This is a genomic window from Arthrobacter gyeryongensis (genome assembly GCF_039543785.1).
Taxonomy (GTDB): Bacteria; Actinomycetota; Actinomycetes; order Actinomycetales; family Micrococcaceae; genus Arthrobacter; species Arthrobacter gyeryongensis.
The window spans coordinates 56506-80025 of record NZ_BAABKK010000010.1 but is presented as its reverse complement, the minus strand read 5'-3'; the positions used below and the strand labels follow the sequence as shown (position 1 = coordinate 80025).

Sequence of the window (23520 nt, the reverse complement as noted above, 5' to 3'; positions counted from 1 at the left end):
ACCTAGAGCAGTGACTTACGAGATTGAGATTGGCCGTGGCAAGCGTGGGCGTCGTGCCTACTCCCTGGATGACATCGCGATCGTCCCCAACCGCCGGACGCGCGACCCCAAGGACGTTTCCGTCTCATGGCAGATTGATGCCTACAAGTTCGAGATGCCAGTGATCGCCGCACCCATGGACTCGGCGATGTCGCCTGAAACGGCCATCGCCCTTGGCCGGCTGGGCGGCCTGGGCGTCCTGGACCTTGAGGGCTTGTGGACTCGGTACGAGGATCCACAGTCCGTGCTGGACGAAATCTCTGCCCTAGCGGATGAAACGGCCAGCCCGGCAGTCACGCGGCGCATGCAGGAGCTCTACAAAGCGCCCATTCAGCCCGAACTGATCACCACGAGGCTCGCGGAAATCCGAGCGTCGGGGGTGACGGTGGCCGGCTCGCTGACACCGCAGCGCACCCAGGAGCACTACAAGACCGTGGTGGCCGCGGGCGTAGACATTTTCGTCATTCGCGGCACCACCGTCTCGGCCGAACACGTCTCCAAGAACCATGAGCCCCTGAACCTCAAGCAGTTCATCTACGAGCTCGACGTCCCTGTGATCGTCGGCGGGGCCGCCGGCTACACCCCGGCCCTGCACCTCATGCGTACCGGAGCGGCCGGCGTCCTGGTGGGCTTCGGCGGCGGCGCAACGACCACGACGCGCCGTGCGCTCGGTATCCATTCTCCGATGGCTTCCGCCATTTCCGACGTCGCTGCTGCCCGCCGCGACTACATGGATGAGTCCGGTGGACGGTACGTGCACGTGATCGCCGACGGCGGCATGGGTTCTTCGGGTGACATCGTCAAAGCCATCGCCATGGGCGCCGACGCCGTCATGCTCGGCAGCGCTTTGGCCCGTGCGGAAGAAGCCCCGGGCAAGGGCTGGCACTGGGGCCAGGAAGCCCACCACCTTGAGCTGCCCCGCGGCGACAGGGTCAATGTCGGCACTGTGGGTCCCCTCGAAGAAGTGCTCTTCGGGCCGGGCCACCACACCAACGGCACCTCCAACCTGATTGGCGCGCTTCGCCGTTCCATGGCGACCACGGGCTATTCGGACCTGAAGGAGTTCCAGCGGGTCGACGTCGTCGTCTCGCCTTACTCCGGCGGGTAGCTCCCGCTGGGACCGCTTTAGCGGGCGCCCGAAAACTCTGCCCAAGCCGCTGGACAAGAAGTAGTGTGGGGAACTACGGGCTTGTGCGATGGGAGGCGTCCAATGAGCAGTGTTGCAGATGGTTCGCAAAGGGATGATGCACCAACGGGTGCATTGAGTCCGCAGGCGCGGGCCAGATCCATCGAAGTTCTCAAGGGCACCACCGAACCCGGCAAGGAACTCGACATCCTGATTGTCGGGGGAGGCGTGGTCGGGGCAGGCGCGGCTTTGGACGCGGTGACCCGCGGCTTGTCCGTGGGTATTGTCGAGGCCCGGGACTGGGCTTCGGGTACCTCGTCAAGGTCCTCGAAGCTGATTCACGGCGGGTTGCGTTACCTGGAAATGCTGGACTTCGCGCTGGTCCAGGAAGCTCTCCAAGAACGCGGACTGCTGATCCAACAGATCGCACCACACCTTGTCCGTCCGGTCCCGTTCCTGTACCCACTCACCCGGCGTTTTTGGGAGCGGCCCTACGTTGGTGCCGGTATCTTCCTCTACGACACGCTTGGCCTCACCTCCGGCCACAGCCGCGGTGTCCCCATGCACAAACACCTCTTCCGGCGCGGCACACTGAGGGCCGCACCAAGCCTCAAGAACGATGCCTTCGTCGGCTCCATTCGCTACTACGATGCACAGGTTGACGATGCCAGGCTGGTGGTCAATGTCGTCCGGACTGCTGCGCATTACGGTGCGCATGCCGTGAACAGGATGCGCGTGGTGTCGTTCGTGCGCGAGGGCGAACGCGTGGTGGGCGCGAAGGTGGAAAACCAGGAAGACGGCAGCGTCATCGAAGTCCGCGCCAAGCAAGTGGTCAATGCCACGGGAGTCTGGACGGACGAGACCCAGGCCATGGTGACGGATCGCGGCCAGCTCAAGGTCCGCGCCTCCAAAGGCATCCACCTTGTGGTCCCGCGCGACCGCTTCCAATCGACGGTGGGATTGATCCTGAGGACCGAAAAATCCGTGCTGTTCGTCATCCCTTGGGGGCGGCACTGGATCATCGGCACAACGGACACCGACTGGAAGCTCGACAAGGCGCATCCTGCCGCGTCCACGAAGGACATCGACTATGTTCTTGAACACGTCAATCGTGTCTTGAAGCGTCCACTGACCCGTGAGGATGTTGAGGGCGTGTACGCGGGCCTCCGTCCGCTACTGGCGGGGGAGAGCGACTCCACGGCCAAACTTTCACGCGAACACGTCGTGGCGCACCCTGTTCCAGGCCTGGTGGTGGTTGCGGGCGGAAAGTTCACCACGTACCGGGTCATGGCGAAGGACGCGGTGGATGAAGCGACGCGGGCCATGGACGAGCGCGTACCCGCGAGCTGCACCGACACCATCCCGCTCCTGGGCGCTGAAGGCTTCAAAGCCGCATGGAACCGGCGGGCGAGAACCGCTGATGAGGCCGGGGTCCACGTCGCAAGGGTGGAACATTTGCTCAACCGCTATGGCTCCATGACCCCGGAAGTCCTGGCGATCATCAAGGACAACACGGCCATGGCCGAGCCGCTGCCGGGGGCAGACGACTATTTGGCGGCGGAGGTCGTCTATGCCGCGACGCATGAGGGTGCCCGCCATGTCCATGATGTCCTGACCCGACGCACCCGTATCTCGATCGAGTCGTGGGACAGAGGTGTTTCCGCTGTCCCTGTTGTCGCTAAGCTGATGGGAGAAATTCTTGGCTGGAGCGACGCGCAGCGGGAAAGCGAAATCAAGCACTACCTGGCCCGGGTGGAAGCTGAACGGCTTAGCCAACAGCAGCCCGACGACGAATCGGCCGATGCTGCGCGCATGGGTGTCGATGACATCGTTCCCCTCCGCTGAGCGGCCCGGGTTGGCTGGCCACACTGGAGGGAAAACGACTTGGCGGAACCACTGGACCCGTATGATGCCGAACTGACAACGCCGGAGACCGTCATCCTGGAGATGGAAGCGGTCGACAAAACAGATGCCGCGGGGCAGCTCGCGGAAAGGCTCTACGCCGCCGGGCGCATCACGGACCTTGAGGGCTTCCTCGAAGTCGTCAACTCGCGCGAACACCAACTTGCCACCGGGCTGCCGGGCGGCATTGGCCTCCCGCATGCCCGCAGCGAGTTTGTTTCCCGGGTCTCCATTGCCGTCGGGGTCACGAAGTTCGGTCACTCATTGGACTTCGGCGCCAGCGACGGACCGGCCACGCTGGTCCTGCTCATCGCTACGCCCGCCAGTTCATTCTCGGACCACTTGGAAGTCCTCGCGACCTTGGCCCGCTCCCTGTCCAAGGAATCATTCAGGGAATCCCTCAGGCGCGCCCACGACCCCGAAGTCATCGCCGAACTGATCAATTCCAGCCTGGTGTTCTTCGACCACTGAAATTGGGGCAGGCCGTGTAGGAGGGAAGGACCTCCCGTTTAGCTGTTCTACAGCTTGGCGAAGTACGGTTAAGGGGTGTTGAAAACCGCTCTGAAGCCCCGCTGGATCGCAGGACTCATCTTCGCGCTCCTGCTCTCCGGGGTGTTTGTGCTGCTCAGCCAGTGGCAGTTCGGCAGATCCACCCAGAGCGATGCCCCGGTTGACGACCCCGCTGTGGAGCAAGTCAAGCCGCTTACCGGGCAATTGCAGCCCGGAACGTTCTTCCCGGGTTCGGCGTCAGACCAAATGGTCAGCGCCAAGGGAAGTTACGACCCCGCCAAGCAGGTCCTTGTGGAGGGCCGGCTGCTCGCCGGGCAAAAAGGGTACTGGGTAGTGACTGCGTTTGCGGTCGACGGCGCCCCTGCACTCCACGGCGTCGGCGCAACCGCGAAAACCTGGATCCCCGTGGCCCGCGGCTGGGTAGCCGATCCCGCCCAAGCCGGGCCGCCGCCGTCGGGCACTATTGAACTGACCGGACGGCTCCTGCCGTCCGAGGCGCCGGTGCCAAACGTCGACGCCGGAGCGGGCCGCGCGTCTGCGGTTTCGGTCGCCGAACTCATCAACACGTGGGAAGTCTCAAGCTATCCCGGCTTCGTCGCCGCGACGTCGGAAGCATCGGAGGGCAAGACCCTCGCACTTCCCGCCCAGCTGAAACCCTTGAATATCCCGGCCCAGCCCCCCAACCAACAGATCAACTGGCTCAACCTCTTCTACTCCGTGGAGTGGGTCGTCTTTGCGGGATTCGCCCTCTATGTCTGGTGGCGCATGGTGGCCGATGACTACCGGCGCACCCTCGAAGAAGACGACGAAGAGCCCGACGACGAATTCCCATCAGACGATTTGCCAGCAATTACCAAGCCAGAACAGGTAAAGCCATGATTGAGCCCAAACCGGCCATCCAGCCCGAACAGTCCGGAGAATCCGCCGCGAAGCCAAGCGCGGCCAAGAAACGCCGCTTCGGTGGAACGACGGCCCAGATCCGCTCGGCACTGAAGTTCTACAAAGTCATGGCCTACCTCACCGGCACCATGCTGCTGCTCCTTTGCGCCGAGCTCGTTGCACGCTATGTGTTCGGCGTGTATCTCTTCGCCGGCGGCACCAACGCGATCACCGGTCAGCCCTTCGGTTTCGGATTCGCCGATGCCGAGTCCAAGGCGGTGCTGGGCGGAGTCAACGTATCCATCGCCGTGCTGATTGTCCACGGCTGGATGTACGTGCTGTACCTCGTCTCGGATTTCCGCTTGTGGTCGCTCATGCGCTGGCCGTTCACGAAGCTCATCCTGCTCGCCTTGGGCGGCGTTGTCCCTCTCATGTCCTTCATCGTGGAAAAGAAGTTCCACTCGGAGGTAGAGATGGAGCTCGCCGCGAATCCGCAGGCGTCCAAGCGCTACTGACGGGCCTGGCCCGGCGACTTTGTGAGATCGCTAACGTCGGACTGTTTTCGGAGCTGATTCCGCGCTTCACGACCGGTTTCAAGGTGCACCGGGGCATCCCGGCAAAGTAGGCTGTTACGGTGACTACTCCCACCGCACCCTTCAGTTCTGAAGCTCAGACTTCCCAGAAGCCGGTGCTGGTTGTTGACTACGGTGCCCAGTACGCGCAGCTGATTGCCCGCCGCGTCCGTGAAGCGAATGTGTACTCGGAAATTGTTCCGCACACGTTCACCACCGAGCAGCTTCTGGCCAAGAACCCGGCAGCGATCATCCTCTCCGGCGGACCTTCAAGCGTTTATGCCGAGGGTGCCCCGAGGGTTGGCGCGGACCTTTTCGAGGCCGGCGTCCCGGTCTTCGGTATTTGCTACGGCTTCCAGGCCATGGCGAATGCGCTCGGCGGCAAGGTCGCACAGACCGGTTTGCGGGAGTACGGCGCCACCGAGGCCACGACCGTTGGCGAAGCCCGCTCCATCCTTGCGGGTGTTCCGGACTCCCAGAACACCTGGATGAGCCACGGAGACTCCGTTCACGAGGCTCCTGACGGCTTCGAGGTCCTGGCGACCACTGCGGGCGCACCCGTGGCTGCTTTTGCAAACGAAGAGAAGCATCTTTACGGCGTGCAGTGGCACCCGGAAGTAAAGCACTCTGTCCACGGCCAGCAGGTTCTGGAGAATTTCCTGTTCAACGGAGCCGGACTGAAGCCGAACTGGACCACCGGCAACATCCTCGAAGAGCAAGTGGACCGGATCCGCCGGCAGGTCGGCGACTCCAAAGTCATCTGCGGCCTCTCCGGCGGCGTCGATTCGGCCGTAGCGGCAGCGCTCGTGCAGCGCGCCGTGGGCGATCAGCTGACCTGTGTATTCGTGGACCATGGCTTGCTGCGCGAAGGCGAAGCCGAACAGGTCGAGCGTGACTTCGTTGCCGCAACCGGCGTCAAACTCTATGTCGCCAACGAGCAGGAGCGGTTCCTGTCCGCCCTGGCCGGGGTCAGCGATCCCGAGACCAAGCGCAAGATCATCGGCCGCGAATTCATTCGTGCGTTCGAAGAAGCAGAACGGGCCATCATCGCCGAGGCTGCGTCCGAAGGCGAGAGCATCAAGTTCCTTGTCCAGGGCACCCTGTACCCGGACGTCGTCGAATCCGGCGGCGGCGAAGGTGCCGCGAATATCAAGAGCCACCACAACGTGGGCGGCCTTCCCGAGGACCTGCAGTTCGAACTCGTTGAACCGCTCCGCGCCCTGTTCAAGGACGAGGTTCGCGCCGTGGGCGCGCAGCTCGGCCTGCCGCAGGAAATCGTCGGACGCCAGCCGTTCCCCGGACCCGGCCTGGGCATCCGCATCGTGGGCGACGTGACCAAGGAACGGCTCGACCTCCTTCGCAAGGCGGACGCCATCGCGCGGGCCGAACTCACGGCGGCCGGACTCGACAATGACGTCTGGCAAATGCCTGTCGTATTGCTGGCGGACGTCCGCAGCGTTGGCGTGCAGGGCGATGGCCGCACCTACGGACACCCGATCGTGCTGCGTCCCGTATCCTCCGAGGACGCCATGACTGCTGACTGGTCGAGGCTCCCGTATGACCTCCTCGCCAGGATCTCCAACAGGATCACGAACGAGGTTGACGGCGTCAACCGCGTGGTACTTGATGTCACAAGCAAGCCGCCGGGAACCATCGAGTGGGAATAGCATTCTGAGTGACCGGTCTCTGTTCCAGAGGCCGGTCACTTTGTATTTCCCCTGAAATCAGGGCTAATTTGCCTTCGCACCAGTGTTGCGGTGCGGACTGCAGGTCGATTCCCGCTACCCTCGAAAGTATGCCGATTTGGTCCAAGTCGTCTCGAGCTATAACAGAAAAGAAGGCAGCGGTGTCAGTAGGTCAAAGCCACGAAGGGAGTTCTGTAGAGCTCCGGAAATGGCTGTCAGGGCTCAAGCCCGTGACTGGCGCGGACACCATGCTGCGCTTCGTCAAGACGCCGGAAGGTTCGATAGACCTCAGCAACGGCCACCCTTCAGGCCTGGCACAGCTCCTCGCCGGGCGCCGGACCCGGCTTTCCACCCTGATCCGCGATCGCCAGCAGTATCTTGTTGCCGCGCGTGCCGCCAGGAACCTTCGCTCGAAGATCTTCGAACTGGGAAACGACCGGGGGATCGACGCCGGTTATCTGTCCTGCGGCACCGTCGTGTGGACCTCGGCCGTCGGCGGAAAGCCCCAGCGAGTCTCCGCCCCTGTCATGTTGGCCGCGATCTCACTCACGGCGCGGCCGGGCGAAGATGACTACGAGCTGCAACTGACCGAACAAGCGGGCATCAACCCGGCGTTGGTCCGGCACTTGAAGACCGTCCATGGAATCGTCTTTGATGTCAACGCCGTGAGCCGCATGGCCTACAACACCGCGCGCCTTGACCCCCTGCCGGTCCTCGACCGTCTTGCCACACTGGTACAACCGATCCACGGTGCGGAAGTAACCCCCAATCTCCTTATCACGACGTTGGCGGATCTGTCCGGGAACTTGGACGACCCCTGGATCAACGAGAACAGCAGCGTCGTTGCCTCCCTGTTTGAAGCCGCCAACGGCGGCGAAGTGGAACCCGAACCCATCAAATCCGGACGGTTCCCGAACCTCGACGAGCGCGACCCCGCCGAAGAGTCGCTCCTCCTGGATGCGGACTCGGATCAGCAATACGTCGTGGATGCCGTCCGGGCAGGGGACTCGCTGGTAGTGAGCGCCCCCCCAGGCAGTGGCCAGACACAGACGGCCATCAACGCGATCGGTGCCCTCGTCAACGAGGGGAAATCGGTGCTTGTAGTGGGTGACCGGCGGGCGAGCCTCAACGGCCTGGCGGCTCATTTTGAAGCCCTGGGCCTTGAATCGATGCTGTTCAGGCCGGGCAACGGTGCCACGCCCCAGCAGCTCAAAGGCCAGCTGGTCAGCGCGATCATCCGCAACGAAAAGTCGCTGGAACCGCAACTTGCGAATCTCCACAAGACCCTGACCGAGCACCGCCATGCGCTCATGGACCATGTCGCGTCCTTGCACAACGTGCGCCAGCGCTGGGGATGCTCTCCCTACCAGGCAATGCAGTCCCTCGCGGAACTGACCTCCATCCACCCGGCCCCCGCCACGACGGTGCGCTTGAAGCGCAGTGTGCTGGACAATATCAAAGACCGGGCTGAGCTGGCTGAACGATTGCGACGCGCTGCCGAGCTTGGCAGCTTCAGCCGTGCATCGACGTCTAGCCCCTGGTACGGCGCGCGTCTGGTCACGCGCAAGGAGACCGAGGAAGCCCAGCAACTGGCCAGTAGTGCCGCCGAACAACTTCCCCTGTTGCGCGAACGGATGAACCAGGTTGCGGGGGACTCCGAAATCCGGCTTGGGGCGAACTTCGCCGAATGGGGCGCGCAGCTTGAGCTCCTGATGGCGGTGCGGGAAAGCCTGGATAAATTCACCCCCGATATTTTTGACCGGCCGGTCCACGATCTGATTTCGGCTACCGCTACCTCCGCTTGGCGCCGTGAGCGGGGAGTCGAGATGCCCTCGATGCAGCGCTCCCGCTTGCGTCGCGTGGCGAAGGAATATGTCCGCCCTGGTGTCCACATTGCGGATCTGCACAGCTCCTTGGCGCTCGTTCAGGAACAGCGGGCACTGTGGGCCCAGTACGCGACCAGCCAGCGCCATCCGGCAGTGCCGTCCGGACTTGCGGACCTCGGCGCCAGCTACCGTGAACTGGACCGGGATCTGCGCCGTCTGGGCGATTGCCTCAAACACACGGCCGGTGGCGGCGACCTCCACGCGAGCCGTTACGAAGATCTCATGGACCGTCTTGAGCGCCTTGTGGCGGACACGGGAACCCTTGAGACGCTCCCGGAGCGCACGCTTCTGGTCGAGAATATGCGCGAGCACGGACTCGCCGAGCTTCTTGCTGACCTGGCTGAACGCGAAGTGCCTGCCGAATCCGTTGCCGCGGAACTTGACCTCGCCTGGTGGCAGTCTGCCCTGGAAGCGATGATCAGCGGTGACGACTATCTCGCGATGTCCGACGGCGATTCCCTCCGCCGCCTCGAAGCGGAGTACCGCCTGGCTGACCACGCGCACATCGCCAGCGGAGCCGCCCGGCTCCGGTGGAAACTCGCCGAAATGTGGCGGGCTGGAATTGCTGAACATCCCCGCCAATCGGAACTCCTCCGGAACCTGATCAAGGATGGCCGCGTTACCCTCTCGGCGCTCAGCGCCCAGGCGCCTGCCCTTGTCTCCCGCTTGGTCCCCGTTTGGTCCATCAGTCCGTACCTGCTGACCAGCCTCTTGCCCGCAGAGCAGAAATTCGATGCGGTGGTGATTCTCGACGCCGAGAGCACATCCTTGCAGGCCGTGCTGCCGGCGATCGCCCGGGCCCAGCAAGTGGTTGCCTTTGGCGACGCGAAGATCGCCAATGCCCGCACTTTCAGCGTTGCGGTGGAGCCACCCATGGCCGGTGCCGCAAGCCAGGACACAGTGGACAGTGCATTCACTGCTTTGGCCCGGGTCCTGCCCACGTGGCAGTTGAACTGGGTGTATCGGGCGGTTGACGAAGATCTGGTGCTCCAGTTGAGCAAGAACTACTACAACGGTGGTCTGCGTCGGCTGCCGGACGGGCAATCCGTCACGGGGCTGGACCGCTCGGTAGTAGTTGAATACATCCCGGATGGCACCGGCTTGCCGGGGGCGGATCACGAAGGTGTTGAATCGGTCGCCGCCGAAGTGAACCGCGTTGTTGACTTGGTGTTTCAACATGCCAGCCTTCGGCCGCGGACCTCGCTCGCCGTGGTCACTGCAAGCCTTCGCCATGCGGCAAGGATCGGCGAAGCCATCAGGCTCCAGCTTCCTAACTATCCGCTGTTGTCGGGTTTCTTCAACGCCGGTGCGGAGTCCTTCCGCGTGGTGGACTTGGAGCGCGCACAGGGACTGGTCCGCGACCACATCATCTTCTCCTTGGGCTTCGGGCGCACTCCGCATGGCCGGGCGCTGCACAGTTTCGGGCCCCTGTCCGTCGAGGGCGGCCGAAACAAGTTTGCCTTGGCAATGACCCGTTCCCGGAGATCGTTGCACGTCCTGAGCTGCTTCCGTCCGGAGGACCTCGATCTGGACCGGCTGGCTCACGGCGCCGTTGATTTCCATGAACTCCTTGACCGTGAACTGTCCGGGAATTCTGAACTGGGGACACCAGCCACCAGGGCTGCTGCCAGCGAGCAAGCGCTCGGTGAGGATCCGTTGGTGGCGGATCTGGGCGAGCGACTCCGTGCCCGTGGAGCCCGGGTGTGGCACCACTATGACGGAGCCTTGGACATTGCCGCGGCAGCCGACCCCGTGCACACCATAGGCCGTGATGACACCGAAATGCCCACCCCGGTGGCCATTGAATCGGATGGCACGGAACGATACCGCCGCATGAGCGTCAGGGAGCGCAGCCGGCTGCGGCCCCAATTGCTGGAACGACTTGGCTGGCGTTACATGTCCTTGTGGACCATTGAAGTGTTCACTGATCCTTCGTCCTGCGCCGACCGCATCGGGTCCTACTTGGGACTGGAGAAGCCGGTTGCACCCTCGTACGGCGCAGTCCAGGATGGATTCCTGGACATTGATGTTGAACAATTGGAACTGGACAACCAGGCGGAATCGGCCGCGGCCGGACCTGGCAGCCCGGAAGGCCCTGGCTCGGGACCGGCGATCCCCTAAGGAAGCGCAATGGCGGAAAGCAAAAGCACTCAATCCAAGCACCCTGCGGACGCCAGTGCCGATGCGGTAGGCGCTGACATCGAGTTGGACGAGCAGGAGAAACCAAAAGTGAAACCCGCGCCCGAGCGGAAGCAGGCGGGAGAAAGCATTCTGCCCAAGAAAGCCTCCGAGGACGATGCTCGCCGCTGGGGTGATGAGCCTGGCTACGACCACGACGCCTGGCTGAAGGAACAAAGGCCCCCGCACTGGGGCTGAATATTTCATGACCGGTTGTCAGAGGGATTGACGAGGACAAAGAACAGTTTCCCGCGAGTGGAAGCTCCGGCGAGGATTTCGGCCTGTTGCGGATTGGCGGCGACCACCACAAGGCCGTCCGCCTCGTTCGTGCCCAACCATTGGTTCGCTTTGCCTCCTTGTGCGGATGTCCACAAAACCGGGACCGCAGGTGCCAAGAGTTCGGATTTCTTGGCAGGCCCTTCAAGTCCATCTGCCGCGGTGAGCACAACGTTGACCAACTGGCCGGGCGAGATGAGCTGAATTGAAGCGGGATCGGCCATGCGAAGTGGAACGGCCGCCGTCGCGGGCGCGGTTCCGGTCAGCAGGCCCGGTCCCAGGAATTGGGCGTCTGTGGGGATCTGCCCCTTCTGCAGCGGCGAGGCAAGCTGCTTTCCGCCGTATCCGGTTCCCGGGGTGAGCGCCCCGGCCGGAATTCCATCAGGAAGGACATCGAGGGGTTTGAGGTCGGTATCCGTCAAAGTGGACCCGGCGGGAAGATCCCGCGCGGCGGCCAGGACCGTGGCTCGTCGCTCCGAAGCGGGAGTCAGCTGATGGACTGCGATCCCGGCGGCCACGCATAGCAAGAGCGCCACGACGAGGCGGCGGTTGCGGTTTAACCAGCTACCGAAGCTGCGGTGTTTGGATGGTCCCGCGCTAGCGCCCCGGTGCCCGCCGGCCCTGAAGGGAAGAGCTTGAAGACGGCGGGTGCGGGACCTGTTGATCGGTGCGAGGAGTCTATCGCGCGGAAGCGACAATGATCCGGCGGACAGGGGGTCCGGGGGTACGTTCGGGGTTGCGGGCATGGTGCCACGCTAACCGGGCACGCCGGCCCGCGGCAGGGCTTTATTGAGCTATGTGGAACGTTGAGCTATGTGGAAAACCGGGAGCAGCTGGAAACAGCGATCAGCTCGCGGCAGCCGCCGGAACCGACGCTGGAGCAGAAGGCGCAGCTGGTGCGGCGGGAGCGGCCGAAACGGTGCTTCCCTTGGAGTCCCGGGAGTCGGTGCGGTAGAAGCCCGATCCCTTGAAGACGACGCCCACGCTGTTGAACTTCTTACGCAACGACCCCTGGCATTCAGGGCAGTCGGACAGGGAGCTGTCCGTGAACGACTGAACGATGTCAAAGGCATGTCCGCAGTCTTTGCAGGCATAGGCATATGTGGGCACTGGTGATCCTCCTCCGGGACGAACTACAGGTCCTGTGCTGCCAAGGCGGATTGTTCCGTCCATTAGCAGTCCCAGGGCCTGAGTGCCAATTCTATCATCCGGAGTCGGGGCCGGTACCACAAAATGTGGCGGAGTAGACAGGCCGGAAGCCCCGATCAATCGGCCGGAACCAGCCGGACGATCCGGTAGGGGGTAAGTGCCTCCGCCACGGGCTTGTCGAACGATTCGGCCGGGATCGTCCCCGCGGCCAGTATTTCGTGGTCATATACGACGGCGACAGTCGGCGGACGGTGCCCGTCGGCGTCGAGCTTGTCAAGGAGCCGATCGTAGTAACCGCCCCCTTGGCCGATTCGGTTTCCGTCTTCGTCGACGGCGGTGGCCGGGAGGAAGATTCCAGTGGCATCCCTGATGACGTCGCTGTCGAAGCGTTCGCCCACCGGCTCGTCAATCGGTGCGTACTTTGAGCGGACAAAGGCCGTATCCGGTGTCCAATAGACCCAGCTCAGAAGCCGTTCCGGTTCACAGACGGGAAGAAGGATCCTGTGGCCGGCCGCGTGGAGCGCCGCAAGCAAGGGCATGGTCGGCGGCTCGGCGGCTACTCCGACATAGGCCGCAAAAGTCGACGGTTTCCCCCGGGCTACGGAATCCGCCCAAGAGAGGCCACCGAGGGCAATCCCCGTTCCAGCGTCAGCGCGCTGTTGCGTTGTCAATGTCAGCCGGCGCTTGCGGTAGTCCCTGCGGATATCGTCTTTCAAAGTCATTTTTGCTCCAGTTCACGCTGCTTTGCGGCTTGAGGACGGGGAAGAAACAGCGGAGTCCCTTCTATCCGCACAGGACCCTTTTGCCCAATGTCCAGCTCCTTCCGTTAGATTAGTCCGGTGACTTCCAACAACTGCACCGTCCGCAAGGCCGTTATCCCCGTTGCCGGACTCGGCACCAGGTTCCTGCCTGCTACAAAAGCCATGCCCAAAGAGATGCTCCCGGTAGTCGACAAGCCGGCCATCCAATATGTCGTCGAAGAAGCCGTGAGCGTGGGACTCAACGACGTCCTCATGATCACAGGCCGCAACAAACGTGCGTTGGAGGACCACTTCGACCGGGTACCGGCTTTGGAAGCGACCCTCGAGGCCAAGGGTGACACCACCAAGCTGGACTCGGTGCAGGCTACCAGTAACCTCGGCGACATTCACTACGTGCGTCAGGGTGACCCCAAGGGGCTGGGACACGCGGTGTTGCGTGCAAAGCAGCACGTCGGGTACGAACCTTTTGCCGTTCTTCTCGGTGACGACCTTATCGACGCCCGGGACACACTCCTGAGCGACATGATCGAGGTCCAGCACAAAACCGGTGGCTCCGTTGTGGCCCTCATCGAAGTCGAGCCCTCCCAGATCAGCGCCTACGGTTGCGCGGACATCGAAGATATCGGCGAGGACGGCTACGTCCGCATCAAGCAACTTGTGGAAAAGCCTGCTGTAGATGAAGCTCCTTCCAACTTGGCCGTTATCGGCCGCTACGTGCTTCACCCCTCGGTTTTCGACGTTCTCGAGAAAACCGAACCGGGCCGTGGGGGAGAGATCCAACTGACGGATGCGCTTCAAGTACTCGCTGCGGGCGATGGCGAAGGTAGCGGCGTCTACGGAGTCGTCTTCCGCGGCCGTCGGTACGATACCGGGGACAAGCTCAGCTACCTCAAAGCCTGCGTCCAGCTTGCGTGCGACAGTGAAGACCTCGGGCCTGGCTTGCGTGAGTGGCTGCCGGGCTTTACCGCCGGCCTCAGCAAGTAGCTGCGCGTGTGGGGGTCGGCCATTTGGCCGGTGACGCTGGAGAGCGGCGACCTCATCTTGCGTCCCATTCATTTCCGGGACAAGAAGGAGTGGACCGAGGTCCGCTCACGCAATAGTGAGTGGCTGGCGCCTTGGGAAGCCTCCAACCCGGCCCCGGGCGGTCGACTTCCGAACTACCGGCAGATGGTGGCCTCCCTTAACGCGCAAGCTCGGCAAGCCAGTGCCCTTCCGTTTGTGATCACGGAGCGGATTCCCGGGTTCGCGGAGCCCAGGATCGTCGGGCAGCTGACGGTCTCCTCGATTATGTGGGGATCGGCGATGACGGCCACCCTTGGCTATTGGGTAGACCAGGCCCGGGCCGGCCGCGGAATAGCGCCCACTGCGGTTGCCATGGCGACCGATCATTGCTTTGGGGCCCTTGGCCTTCACCGGATGGAGATCAACATCCGGCCCGAGAACGGGCCGAGCCTGCGTGTCGTTGAGAAGCTGGGATTCCGTGACGAAGGCCGCCGGGAGCGTTTCCTTCACATCAACGGCGAATGGGCCGACCATCGAAGCTTTGCGTTGACCTCGGAGGAGGTCCCTGGGGGTTTGCTGGCTGCTTGGTTGAGACGCGGGGCCAACTAGTCCGCCGGGGTGGATGAGAGTCGGTAAATCCATTGATTTGCCGACTCTCCGGCGACACACCGTTGGCAATGCCGTGGCCTCCGCGTATTTGCTTCTACGGTTTTGATTGTGGACTTCCCTCTCAGCAGCTCGGTGATATTGGTCATTGCTGTCGCGCTGTGGATTGTTTGGGTTGCGCCATACATACTGCGGAATCGTCACAACCACGTCCAAGTGGCCGGTGACATCCCAGCGGATGTGATCGACGAAGACGCTCATGAACTGCAAGCCGGGGTGGTTCTGTCAATCACCCCTCGGCAGGAGAAAGCAATGGAAACCATGCAGAGCACCGCAACCGCATTGCCCGAGGTATCGGCTGGCGCCGGCGAACGGCGTGATGCTGCAACGGACGCAGCGGTCTTCAAAGTCAGATACGGGCGCTGCGCGCTTGCTCTCGCCGGTCTCCTCCTGTTACTCACGGCAGCCGTTTCCGGCGTGCTGCGCATTCTTGGCCTCGTTTCGGGCTGGGTGCCATTGGTATCCATCGTCGGCGTGGTCGGGACCGTCTTCCTGCTTCGCCGGCTGGCCATCAGGGACCGCAGGGCGAAGATGAACAGGGCCTTCCGCAACGCAATGGGTCCCACGGTTGAGAGTGCCCGCGTAGGTCGTCCGGCGTCGGACCGCCCGGCTACCAAGATCTTCGATGCCGAAGCCCATGCCCGAGAAGCGACCCGCCTGACCGCCGTCGAACTTCGTCAGGCTGCCCTCAACGTTGCCGTCGCCGCCGGCGACAACACAGTCCGGTTTACGGCGGAATCCAAGGAATCCGAATGGCAGCCGGTGGACGTTCCCAAACCAACATACGTCGACGCAGCCAAGGCACCCCGGCCGGCACCAGAACCCCTCGACTTGCCTGAAGCTCCCAAGCCCCTCGGCAAACCGACGTTGAAGCCGGCCAGCGCGCCGTCCGCGGCCCCGTCGGTACAGGCGCAGCACGGCAAGCCTCAGAGCGCGCTCAGCAACCTCGACGACGTTTTGCAGCGCCGCCGGGCATAGCCTCCCGTGACTACTGTCTGCGTCGCAGGTGGCACCGGCCAGGTGGGGCGTGAAGTCGTCCGTCTGGCGCTCGACGCCGGACTAGACGTGACGGTGCTGAGCCGCCGCCCGCCGTCGGGCACGTCATCGGTCCGTCACGACGGCGTCCGCTACTTTCAGGCTGACGTCACCACAGGCGCCGGACTGCCGGAAGCCCTGCACGGGGCCGACGTCGTGATCGATTGCTTGGAAGGGCAGTTCGGGAAGGCCCGCAAGAACTTCGCCGACGGCGGCGCGCGCCTGCTCGCCGCGGCCGCCGGTGCCGGTGTCCGTAAAACGGTTCTCCTCTCGATCGTCAACTGCGACCAGAGCAACGCGGCGTTTTACGTCTCCAAAGCAGACAAAGAACGGGTCTACGCCAATTCGGCGCTCGAGACGGTTGTTGTGCGGGCCACCCAGTTCCACAGCCTCGTGACGGCGGTTTTCCAGGCAGGGGCGAAAGTCCGCCTCATCCCGGTCTTCAAAGGCGCACGCTTTCAAACGATTTCGCCGGCGGATGTGGCGTTCGAGTTGCTTGCCGAAGCCGTGGGGGAGCCCTCAACAGAGCGGCACCGGATACGAACCATCGGCGGACCGGACATCCGGACCATGCGTGAACTCGCTGAGATCTGGCGAAAAACTACCGGACATGGGCGGATCGTGGAGGTGCCTTTGCCAGGCGCGATGGGCAAATATCTTCGGAGCGGACTGAATTTGGTGCCAAGCCAGCGGACGGGAACAGACACGTTCGAGTCTTGGTTGGCAAAGCGCGAAGATAGTTTGTAGCCTAGGGACACTGGCAACGCACGGTTGACTAGGGGCTATAGCTCAGTTGGTAGAGCGCTTCGTTCGCATCGAAGAGGTCAGGAGTTCGAATCTCCTTAGCTCCACAGTGAAGGCCCTTTGACCTGCGGGAACGCTGGGTGGGAGGGTCTTTCTTGTGCCGAAAATGGGGCCAACCCGACGATTACCCGACGTTTTGGGATGAAAACCTGTGGCAGACGATGGCGATTTTTGAAGATTCTGCCTCGTGCCGGTAACGACGATCCACCCAATGGGTATCGAACTGCGTTGGTTCGACGGGCGCTAATCTGGCATGGACATCGCTCCCGGGCTGCGGCGAGCCCGGGCACTGCGGGTGTGGACCAGCCGCCATGCAGCTTTGACCTGCGCGATCGCCCGCCGGATGGACCACTCCGCCCCCTTTGGGCAGGAGCGTGTCCGTGACAAGCTCGTGGGCGACGGTTCAGTGATGGGCCAGCGTCACGGGCAGCGACCTGCCTGGCAACAGTGTGGTGGGAGCGGCCCGTCAGTTCCGCGGTGCACGAAACGATCCAGCTAGATCGAGGCAGCCCGCATTCCATGATTTCTCCGTCATGCTTCATACATGGCCTCTTCGTGGGCGACTCTGGTACGTCTGCCATTATCAAATCCCGGGGAGAGGCCCCTGCCGCTTACGACGCGGTAGGTTCAGTAAGGAAGTGGGCAGATCTCATAGCCCAAACGCACCGTTCTCCTGGCCGTTAGTGGGCACTTTCGTGGCCACCTACGGGTAGGCTTTCATTGCGGCTGACAACATAGACGTAAGCCTCTGGCGCGGCTTCCAGCGAATCCCTCCGATCCGCGGAAATTGGCCTATGTTGTTTAGGTGCAGGGGATCACAGTTGTATCGACGGGCGAGGCAGTCGCCGTCGTAGTTCATGAACTATCCGATGAGCTCAAAGCTCTCGTCCGTGATCGGCTGGCAGGGATCTGCTACGGGAGTGCAGACATTGTTGAAGATCCTGAGTACTACTCTTTCGAGAACACCGTCGAAGAGTTTCTGAAGCGCTACGACACCAAATCTCCCACGACGAAACTTGGGATGGCCGGAGAGCTGATTATTCACTCGCTGATGCCGGAGCATCACGTCGATCTGCTCAACACCTCCATTTTGTTCAACAAGGAGGAGCGCAGCATCAAGAAGGGCTTCGATCTTACCTTCACCACTCTGTCCATGGATGAGTTGTGGTACGGCGAAGTGAAATCGGGTGGGGTACCCAAAGCGCGGCCGGACAGGGAAACGCTGAGCGCGAGCTCGAAACTTGGACAGTTGGTGGCAACCGCGGCCCTGGACATCCACGGCAAGCTAACCCAACAGCGCAACAGGTCCTGGTGGGACTCTGCCATGACTGACGCGGCCAAAGTCCTCCAGACAGATGACGCGAAATCTATCAAAAAGCTCCTGCGCGCCCACGCTGGCACGGACGTTGACGGCGACACTGGATTTAATGTGCTTCTTGGAGCCGTGGTGATGCATGAATCGGTGCTGGACAAGATCACGCTGGAAGCTTCTAACGCAGCCGCCAAGAAAGTAACCGATTCTCAAAAATTCCAACAAGTTAAGCTGCTCATCGTGCAGCAGGAGACCGCTGAACTATTGATCGACTTCATCAGAACCGGTTTGGGGGAGTAGAAATGGAAATAACGCTAAAGCGGATTAGGAATGCCTCTAACCTGCGAGATTCAAACTTCCTTGCTTTGTACACCGCTCTGCTGAAGGGCGAACAGCTAGAGGACGGCGAGAAACGTGACACCCTGATGTTTGCCGTTCTGTTTCTGAGATCGGACGATCCTTTGGTTCGGCGCCTGGGCTATCGTGTCGTCCTTCACTACTCACTTTTGTTCGGTGACTTTGTTCCTCTCCGAGACATCGCTATCACGAATGATTTCCACCCGATAGTTGAAGCAATCGAGGCGATTGCGCCGTTGCTTCGCGACGAGGAGTCTTTCGGGCAGACGTTCCTTGAGGCAGACCGAGTAAATTTCCGCACTGACGATGGTGCAGGAAACATCGTCACCCGAACCCGGGGGCAGATGGAACTCCGAGAGTTTAATGAGCGCATGAGTGAGGCAGCGATAGTTGCGCCGACTTCTTATGGCAAATCGGAGATGATGCTGGATAAAGTTGCAGACGCGTCTTTTTCGCGAACGTGTATCGTCGTCCCAACCAAAGCGCTGATTGCGCAGACTCGACTCTCCTTGGTGCGGGATGCGCGGATGAAGGTCCGAAAGTTGCCGATCATCACACATCCTGATGGGTACACAGGACAGTCTGCTTTCGTTGCCGTAGTTACCCAGGAGCGCCTTCACCGACTCTTGTCGGAGAATCCTGAACTCGATTTCGACTGCCTTCTAATCGATGAGGCCCAGGGCATCCTGAGCGATGACGATCGTTCGATAGATCTTTCTCGTGCCATCCTCCGGGTTCGGTATCGGAACCCGCAGCTCTCCATCGCCTACTACACACCCTTCATTTCGGACGCACGAAAATTGAGGCATGTTCTGGATTTCGATAACGATGTCAAAGCGGCAAACGTTGACGAACACATGAAATCAGAGCGTTTGATCGTCGGCATGCTCGGAGAAGGCCAAACAATCTATGATCAGTTCTTGGGGCGATCTCTTGAGCTCGAAGATTCGTTTCCTAAGGACCTTATCCGTGCAGTCGAACTGATCTCGCGACAAAACACGTTGATCTACGTCAACAAGCCGAAGCACGCACAGGAACTTGCGCTGCGTTTGTCTGCAAGCCGACCACAATTACAAGACAGCGATCTAATCGAACGTGCCGTCGAATCCGTTGCAGAGCTTGTGGATCCGCGATACTCCCTGATCGAAGCAATGCGGACGGGAGTCCTGTTCCATCACGGCAAGCTTCCAGATTCTCTGCGTATCTACGTGGAGCACGTCTTCCGTCAATTGGAGAGCCCGACGATTCTGGTTACGACTTCAACGCTGCTCGAGGGTGTGAACACACCTTGCGACCGACTCATTGTCCTTTCGCCCAGTCGTGGAATGGGTCACCTTACGCAAAGCCAATTCAGGAACCTTGTAGGGCGCGTTGCGCGGTTCGGTCAGATCTTCAGGCCGGGTGCTCCGAGATTGGAACTACTCACCCCGGAGATCCATCTCATCCCTGGCACCGAGTATGCGCCGCGCAACTGGAGTGTTGTGAACTTCCTAGGGAAAGTGGCTGATCTAAGCAAGGATCTGGTAGACGACGTTAGTAATCCACTCCTTGAAGCTGCTGATGCCAATGAGCGGATGGAGCGCGAGCTCGAGGTTCTAGGGAACATCGAACCGGGGATTGTCGCTGTAAGTGAGGGCCGGCTTGCAAAAACTGTGATTGGGCAAGCTTGCTTCCAGCATGGTGTACATGACTTCGACATCGTGCCCTTTGAAGCCGTTCTTCAGTTTAGGCTGGACAAACGAAGTGGAAGGCCACCGCTCGATGAAGTCGGAGGAGTCATAGAGCTCATATTTCAGCTCTTCCTCGAGGAGGTTCTACTGGACGACGATTCCGACTTGAAGCGGCTTCAAGAGAATGAAAGCGCCAGAAAATTCTATTCGATGATCCTTGCCTGGCGAGCTGGCAACGAGTCCTTCAAACGAATGATCGCCGGTTTCCTGAACTACTGGTCACGGAACGAACATGCGCCGATTTATGTCGGCACGTCATGGGGCGAGGAAACGAACGGCGAAGGCTGGAAGAAAGCGTGGGTTCAGATTGGTCCGAAGTCGACTACGGAAAGAATCAATTTGGCGGTAGTCAAAGTCAAGGAAGAGCAAGATTTTCTCGACAACCATCTCATGAAGTACATAGATATGTTGTTTGAGTTTGGTCTAATTACAGAGCGGCTTCAACTCAAAATCAAATACGGGACTGCGAACGCATCCGTGATTTGCTTACTCCGTAACGGCTTCTCGCCCGATCTGGCCCACATGGTGCTGGAGGAATACAGCTCGCATGTCACTCTCAATCTCCAGAAGGGTGAAGCGAAGGTTCGGGGAAGTCTGGTCGAAGCGATGAGGACTGATGAGAAGAACGATGTCCTAATCTACGAGGCTTCGACGTTGATCAACAGCATTTAGTCCGGACTCTTCATGATCGTCGAGGTGTCAGTCGGCTTGTAGGTAGTCATGGGCTTCTGGCCGGGTTCGATGATCCGCTCATTCTCGTGCTGACAATCAGCCGTAGGTCCACTGGCATTGCGATTGCCAGGATAGGGCTCCTGCCGCAAGGCCAACCCGATGTATCGAGATCGAAAAGCCGCCCCACACTTTGATGATTTCCTCCCTCCGGGAAGCCCAACTCTAGACCTAGGCCGTCGGGCCGTTGTGAGGTTCCTGACTGCCGAATCGCTCAAGTGCAGCAGTTAGGTCAGGGGATTCCGTCGCCTTGGCAATGTAGTGCTTCTCCGTGATGGCGGTTCCCGAATGGCCGAGCTGCGCGGCAGCGTGTTTGGAGCTGTATTCCTTGTCAATGAGCGTTGCCACGGACTTTCGGAAGACGTGCGGGGTCACCCATTCGTAGGTCGAGCCGGCCCGCGCGTCTCGCCACTGCCGGCGGAAGTTGTGAGGACTTCGCACGGTTCCGGTAGACGAGGGGAACAGCATGTCTTCAGGCATAGGTTGTTCCGTCGCGTGCTTTCGCTCCAGCGTGTGCGCGGCGAAAGGGGGTATTTTCATGGTCCTGAACCCGGCTTTGGTTTTGGGATGGTCCTGCCGGTAGGCGCCCCGGCCCTTTTCCATGACAACTGTCCCAGAGATTGTGATGGTTGGTGGCTTTGCTTCCAGATCGATGTCTTGCCACCGGATAGCGAGGACCTCGCCAATGCGGGCGCCGGTTGCCAGGAAGATGTCCAGCACATCAAGCAGATCTGTCGTCCGGGGCCGTCCCTTTTGGGCAGGGTCGATCTGCCAGTCGCGGATGATTGTGCGGAGCTTCTGAACGTCCTTGACAGAGAGGGCTTTGACGTTCTTCGTTGCTATCTTGATGGGTCCGACGTCACGGATCGGGTTGCTGTGGAGGGCATCGTGACGTACCGCCAGCCCGATGATTCCTGTGAGGACTATCTTCGAGTGGCGTGCGGTCGCGGGATGGTCAACGGCCACGCTTTTCAAGAATCGGTCGAGCCGGCCGGTAGTAAGTTCATTCAGTCGCAGCCCTGATAGCGCAGGTGCTATGACACGCTTGTAAGTGTCCTTGTACCCGTCGATCGTGCGCCGACCGGCGCGGCCGCTGCTTTCGATTTCGGCAAACCACAAAGCGCTGAGCTCCGACAGCCGCATGCTGCGGTTGATCTCGGATTTGATCGGGGCCTGCCGGTCCTTGAGCATCGTCACAAGAGCCCGTTCTGCAGCAGCGCCGGTGTCTCCCCACGCTTCGGCAGCCCGAGTTATTCCGTCTGTGTCGCGGTATCTGGCAGTGGCCCGCCATCTGCCGCCTGGGACCTTTTGGCGGCGGATCTTGCCCCAGGTCCCCAGTGGAAGCGGTGGTCTCGGAGACATCTAATCTTCCAGACGAGAGGACAACCACGCGTTGAAGTCGCTACGGCTGATGCGGAGATGTCGGCCGATTCGGTAGGCGCGGGGGCCGAGGTGCTTCACGCGCCACTGGTAAAAGGTCTGCTCAGGAATCTGTAACTGGGTGCAGATGTCCTTCGGGGTCAGCCATTGTTCTTCGGCAGTTTCTGTTGTGATGCTGCGTTCTGGTGTCGTTGTCATCTTTGTGTCCGTCGTGTCCGCGGGTTGATCGCTGGCAGAAGGGCCAGCCGTGTTCCTCGTTCATGGGAACGGACGAGCTAGTCGGCATGACGGCGTGGTGGAAGCTCGCCCCGAAGTCATTGATTTGCCCCTGGACTCGTTCCGGGGAGGCGTCGAACTCCCCGGAGGATCGTTGCACGAGGCCGACCCGATGCAGCAAATTGAGATGGCGGCGGATCGTGGACGACGAAGTCTGCAGACCACTCGATATTTCCGTGCAGGTGGCCGGTCCGTTTCTGACCAGGAACCGGACGATCTGGCTTCGCGTTTTGTTCATCAGGATGTTCGACATGGAGACCAACTGCCAGAGTGTTGATGAAGGCTGTGCTGTAGACGGGTCTACAGCAGCAGGGTACGCCGTGCGAAGTCTTGACGGAAGAGACACACAGTAAGCGCTATTTTTGATTGCCCGGGCATGCCACCCACGGAATACTGGGACACAGCAAGACTCCGGTTCGGGCCGAGCCGGCCAGCGCAGGCAGCTGACGATGAGGAGCGGGTAATGCGGGACGATGGGGCAAGGCGTGGCGACTCGTTGTCCCCTCAGGCGCAACTTGCCCGCCGTCTGAATCTGTTGCTCGACGTCGTTGTTGGCGAGCGCGGGCATCCGGTGACTTTCAAGGAAGTTCAGGCGGAACTGGCCGCCAGGGGCATCAAACTCTCTCGCGCCCGCTGGTTCTACATGAAGGAAGGATCCGGTCGGCTGGTGACAGACCCGGCCCTCTTGACTGGCCTGTGCGACATCTTCAATGTCGATTCCTCTTATTTGGTCCGCGGTGGCGACGCGCTGCCGGATCGCATCGACTCGCAGCTCGAGTTCGTCAAGTCGCTGCGTGCCGCCCGGGTCAAGTCTTTTGCTGCCCGGACGTTGGGTGATGTGTCACCGGAAACGCTGCGCGCGATCTCGGAGTTCCTCAACAAGGATATTGGCCTCCGTCCCGAAGGGGAGCGCGCCGCGGCTACTCCTCCAGCAGATACTGAAGATGAGCCGCCAGTAGTTCCTTGATCCGCTCAGGGTTGGCTGAGTAGCGCGGTGATCGGCCGTGCCGCCGGCCTGGTTCAACATCGACGACGATCGCCCCCGCCTCTTCGAGAGCCAGCAGGTGTTTAGCCACGCTGGGCTCGCCCGCGCTCACCGCGTCCACGATGTCTCCACGTGTTGCCGGGCCGTTCGCTGAAAGGTACCGGAGGATTTCATTCCGGGATCTGTTGCCGAATGTCGCGACGGCAGCCTCGACGTCGACCGACCAGGCGTCGTCGTGAGGCTGGGTAATGCGTGGCATGGATCCATTCTGGTCGAAGTGG

Annotated in this window: 22 protein-coding genes and 1 tRNA gene; 16 read left to right on the top strand and 7 right to left on the bottom strand. The window is 61.2% G+C overall.

The window, feature by feature from the left end; translation table 11 throughout:
• The first annotated feature begins 10 nt into the window (after positions 1–10).
• The 8 genes from ABEA18_RS07075 (at position 11) to ABEA18_RS24620 (ending at position 10975) form a co-directional block, all read left to right on the top strand.
• A complete protein-coding gene (locus ABEA18_RS07075; RefSeq protein ID WP_345448588.1) occupies positions 11–1147 on the top strand; it encodes a GuaB3 family IMP dehydrogenase-related protein in 1137 nt (378 codons plus the stop codon).
• 102 nt (positions 1148–1249) lie between these two features.
• Positions 1250–3010, top strand: a complete 1761-nt coding sequence (locus ABEA18_RS07070) for a glycerol-3-phosphate dehydrogenase/oxidase (protein ID WP_345448587.1) — start codon at positions 1250–1252, stop codon at positions 3008–3010.
• Positions 3011–3049: 39 nt separating this feature from the next.
• A complete protein-coding gene (locus tag ABEA18_RS07065) occupies positions 3050–3538 on the top strand; it encodes a PTS sugar transporter subunit IIA (RefSeq protein WP_236812181.1) in 489 nt (162 codons plus the stop codon).
• 75 nt (positions 3539–3613) lie between these two features.
• Positions 3614–4456: an SURF1 family protein gene (locus tag ABEA18_RS07060; protein WP_345448586.1), complete on the top strand. Its 843-nt coding sequence runs from the start codon at positions 3614–3616 to the stop codon at positions 4454–4456.
• Positions 4453–4971: a DUF3817 domain-containing protein gene (locus ABEA18_RS07055; protein ID WP_345448585.1), complete on the top strand. Its 519-nt coding sequence runs from the start codon at positions 4453–4455 to the stop codon at positions 4969–4971. The genes ABEA18_RS07060 and ABEA18_RS07055 overlap by 4 nt, the downstream gene beginning before the upstream one ends.
• Before the next feature lie 119 nt (positions 4972–5090).
• The gene (gene guaA, locus ABEA18_RS07050) at positions 5091–6695 is read left to right on the top strand and encodes a glutamine-hydrolyzing GMP synthase (RefSeq protein ID WP_345448584.1); all 1605 of its coding nucleotides are present in this window, start codon (positions 5091–5093) and stop codon (positions 6693–6695) included.
• Between the two features lie 128 nt (positions 6696–6823).
• Positions 6824–10720, top strand: coding sequence for an AAA family ATPase (locus tag ABEA18_RS07045; RefSeq protein WP_425550492.1), 3897 nt, complete (start codon positions 6824–6826; stop codon positions 10718–10720).
• 9 nt (positions 10721–10729) lie between these two features.
• Positions 10730–10975 (top strand): hypothetical protein, encoded by a 246-nt coding sequence (locus ABEA18_RS24620; protein WP_425550491.1) that lies wholly within the window; start codon positions 10730–10732, stop codon positions 10973–10975.
• Between the two features lie 5 nt (positions 10976–10980).
• On the opposite strand, the gene cpaB is transcribed toward ABEA18_RS24620, so the two are convergent.
• The 3 genes from cpaB to ABEA18_RS07030 all read right to left on the bottom strand — a co-directional run bounded on the left by cpaB (position 10981) and on the right by ABEA18_RS07030 (position 12924).
• Positions 10981–11799, bottom strand: coding sequence for a Flp pilus assembly protein CpaB (cpaB, locus tag ABEA18_RS07040; protein WP_345448583.1), 819 nt, complete (start codon positions 11797–11799; stop codon positions 10981–10983).
• 100 nt (positions 11800–11899) lie between these two features.
• A complete protein-coding gene (locus tag ABEA18_RS07035) occupies positions 11900–12163 on the bottom strand; it encodes an FmdB family zinc ribbon protein (RefSeq protein WP_345448582.1) in 264 nt (87 codons plus the stop codon).
• 155 nt (positions 12164–12318) lie between these two features.
• A complete protein-coding gene (locus tag ABEA18_RS07030; RefSeq protein WP_345448581.1) occupies positions 12319–12924 on the bottom strand; it encodes a 5-formyltetrahydrofolate cyclo-ligase in 606 nt (201 codons plus the stop codon).
• Positions 12925–13041: 117 nt separating this feature from the next.
• Here ABEA18_RS07030 and galU point away from each other — a divergent pair, with 117 nt between their 5' ends.
• From galU to ABEA18_RS06995, 7 genes are all read left to right on the top strand, one after another.
• Complete coding sequence (gene galU, locus ABEA18_RS07025) at positions 13042–13947, top strand: UTP--glucose-1-phosphate uridylyltransferase GalU (protein WP_345448580.1); 906 nt, start codon at positions 13042–13044, stop codon at positions 13945–13947.
• Between the two features lie 6 nt (positions 13948–13953).
• Positions 13954–14574 (top strand): GNAT family N-acetyltransferase, encoded by a 621-nt coding sequence (locus ABEA18_RS07020; protein WP_345448579.1) that lies wholly within the window; start codon positions 13954–13956, stop codon positions 14572–14574.
• Between the two features lie 309 nt (positions 14575–14883).
• Positions 14884–15609: a hypothetical protein gene (locus ABEA18_RS07015; RefSeq protein WP_345448578.1), complete on the top strand. Its 726-nt coding sequence runs from the start codon at positions 14884–14886 to the stop codon at positions 15607–15609.
• A 6-nt stretch (positions 15610–15615) separates the two neighbouring features.
• Positions 15616–16413, top strand: a complete 798-nt coding sequence (locus tag ABEA18_RS07010) for an SDR family oxidoreductase (protein WP_345448577.1) — start codon at positions 15616–15618, stop codon at positions 16411–16413.
• A 31-nt stretch (positions 16414–16444) separates the two neighbouring features.
• Positions 16445–16517 (top strand) — tRNA-Ala (locus ABEA18_RS07005).
• A gap of 758 nt (positions 16518–17275) precedes the next feature.
• Positions 17276–18082, top strand: a complete 807-nt coding sequence (locus tag ABEA18_RS07000) for a Hachiman antiphage defense system protein HamA (RefSeq protein ID WP_345448576.1) — start codon at positions 17276–17278, stop codon at positions 18080–18082.
• A 2-nt stretch (positions 18083–18084) separates the two neighbouring features.
• Positions 18085–20541, top strand: coding sequence for a helicase-related protein (locus ABEA18_RS06995; RefSeq protein ID WP_345448574.1), 2457 nt, complete (start codon positions 18085–18087; stop codon positions 20539–20541).
• 228 nt (positions 20542–20769) lie between these two features.
• On the opposite strand, the gene ABEA18_RS06990 is transcribed toward ABEA18_RS06995, so the two are convergent.
• The 3 genes from ABEA18_RS06990 to ABEA18_RS24615 are packed head-to-tail and all read right to left on the bottom strand — an operon-like array spanning position 20770 to position 22492.
• Positions 20770–21960, bottom strand: coding sequence for a tyrosine-type recombinase/integrase (locus ABEA18_RS06990; RefSeq protein ID WP_345448573.1), 1191 nt, complete (start codon positions 21958–21960; stop codon positions 20770–20772).
• Entirely contained in the window at positions 21961–22176 is a 216-nt protein-coding gene (locus ABEA18_RS06985) for a helix-turn-helix domain-containing protein (protein ID WP_345448572.1), read from the bottom strand.
• Complete coding sequence (locus ABEA18_RS24615; RefSeq protein ID WP_425550502.1) at positions 22082–22492, bottom strand: winged helix-turn-helix domain-containing protein; 411 nt, start codon at positions 22490–22492, stop codon at positions 22082–22084. Before ABEA18_RS24615 ends, ABEA18_RS06985 begins: the two co-directional genes overlap by 95 nt.
• Before the next feature lie 225 nt (positions 22493–22717).
• Here ABEA18_RS24615 and ABEA18_RS06980 point away from each other — a divergent pair, with 225 nt between their 5' ends.
• Positions 22718–23221 carry a hypothetical protein gene (locus tag ABEA18_RS06980; RefSeq protein WP_345448571.1) on the top strand — a complete coding sequence of 168 codons (504 nt, stop codon included), beginning with the start codon at positions 22718–22720 and terminating at the stop codon, positions 23219–23221.
• On the opposite strand, the gene ABEA18_RS06975 is transcribed toward ABEA18_RS06980, so the two are convergent.
• Positions 23175–23498 (bottom strand): ArsR/SmtB family transcription factor, encoded by a 324-nt coding sequence (locus ABEA18_RS06975; protein WP_345448570.1) that lies wholly within the window; start codon positions 23496–23498, stop codon positions 23175–23177. The genes ABEA18_RS06980 and ABEA18_RS06975 overlap by 47 nt on opposite strands.
• Between the last annotated feature and the right edge of the window lie 22 nt (positions 23499–23520).